The organism is Bacillus sp. LR--39 (genome assembly GCF_053613335.1).
The window spans coordinates 1-1552 of the sequence record NZ_JBSIOT010000117.1; the positions used below are offsets into that span (position 1 = coordinate 1).

1 protein-coding gene and 2 pseudogenes are annotated in these 1552 nt (G+C 48.4%); all 3 read left to right on the forward strand.

The features are described from left to right. Positions 1-121: pseudogene (locus ACWHAR_RS20910) on the forward strand (sugar ABC transporter permease); the annotation flags it as partial. Positions 122-134: 13 nt separating this feature from the next. Beyond that, the gene (locus ACWHAR_RS20915) at positions 135-1022 is read left to right on the forward strand and encodes a carbohydrate ABC transporter permease (protein WP_452087703.1); all 888 of its coding nucleotides are present in this window, start codon (positions 135-137) and stop codon (positions 1020-1022) included. 8 nt (positions 1023-1030) lie between these two features. Next, positions 1031-1552: pseudogene (gene lplD / locus ACWHAR_RS20920) on the forward strand (alpha-galacturonidase LplD); the annotation flags it as partial.

Genomic DNA, 1552 nt, shown 5'->3' on the forward strand with positions numbered 1-1552 from the left:
TACCCAAGGGGCGTATAGCTACAGCACGGCGGTCGGTTTGTTTAAGTCAGTTGTCGTGCTTATCTTGATTTTTGGCGCCAATTACATTGCGAAAAAGTTTGATCAGGAAGGATTGTTTTAGAGGAGGGAGAGGTATGGCTGAAATTCACACGATGCACAACACCAAAGCCGGACGGGTGTTTGACGTCTGCAACATTCTGTTTCTCGGCGGTGTCGGCGCGATTACCATTTTGCCGTTTTTGTATATTATCGCCGGTTCCTTTGCGACAGAAGCGGAACTCGCCCAGCGGAGCTTCTTTATTTTCCCGAAAACCTTTACACTTGATGCTTACAAGTATGTGTTTTCGACACCGACGTTCCTTCGAAGCATGGGTGTGTCCATCTTCATCACCGTGGTCGGGACGGCTGTACAGCTGTTTTTCACCTTCACAATGGCGTATCCGCTGGCGAAGCGGCATGTGAAGGGACGGAATCTGCTGTTGAATCTGGTGATTTTCTCCATGCTGTTTTCAGGCGGCATGATTCCGATGTACCTTGTCGTAAAATCACTTGGCCTTTTGGATACGTATTGGGGATTGATTCTGCCGATGGCGATTAATCCGTTCAACCTGATTATTATCAAAAACTTCTTTCAGCAGTTGCCGCGCGAGCTGGAGGAATCAGCAAAAATTGACGGCTGTTCCGAAATCGGCGTCTTCTGGCGGATCGCCCTGCCACTGTCAAAGCCAGTCATAGCGACCTTTGCGCTGTTTTATGCGGTCGGGATTTGGAATGATTTCTTCCACGCTCTCTTATATATCAATGACAGTGCAAAATGGCCGCTGCAAATGGTGCTTCGCCAAGTCACGATTTTATCGGATTTAACGGCGACCAATGGCGATACGATGCAAAATGCCGTTCCGCCGGAGCAGGGAATTAAACTCGCTGTCATTGTCATAGCGACACTGCCGATTTTGGCGGTCTATCCATTTTTACAAAAACACTTTGCAAAGGGAATGCTGATTGGTTCGGTGAAAGGCTGAGAAAGGGAGTGTTTCATATCAGTACATTAGATCAGATTAAGATTGCCTATATCGGCGGGGGGTCCCAAGGCTGGGCCAGAAGCCTGATGAGTGATTTGGCGATTGATGAACGGATGTCAGGCACGGTGGCGCTCTATGATCTTGATTTTGAAGCCGCTCAGAAAAATGAAGTGATCGGCAATCACAGCGGGAACGGCAGATGGAGATATGAGGCTGTTTCTACTTTGAAAAAGGCGTTATCAGCCGCGGATATCGTCATTATTTCCATTTTGCCGGGATCACTGGATGATATGGAAGTCGATGTCCACTTGCCTGAGCGCTGCGGTATTTATCAGTCTGTAGGTGATACCGTCGGGCCTGGAGGGATCATCAGGGGCTTGCGTGCTGTCCCGATATTTGCGGAAATTGCCCGGGCAATAAGAGACTACGCACCTGAATCATGGGTCATTAATTATACAAACCCGATGTCTGTCTGTACAAGAGTGCTGTATAAAGTGTTTCCCGGTATCAAAGCGATTGGCTGCTGCCAC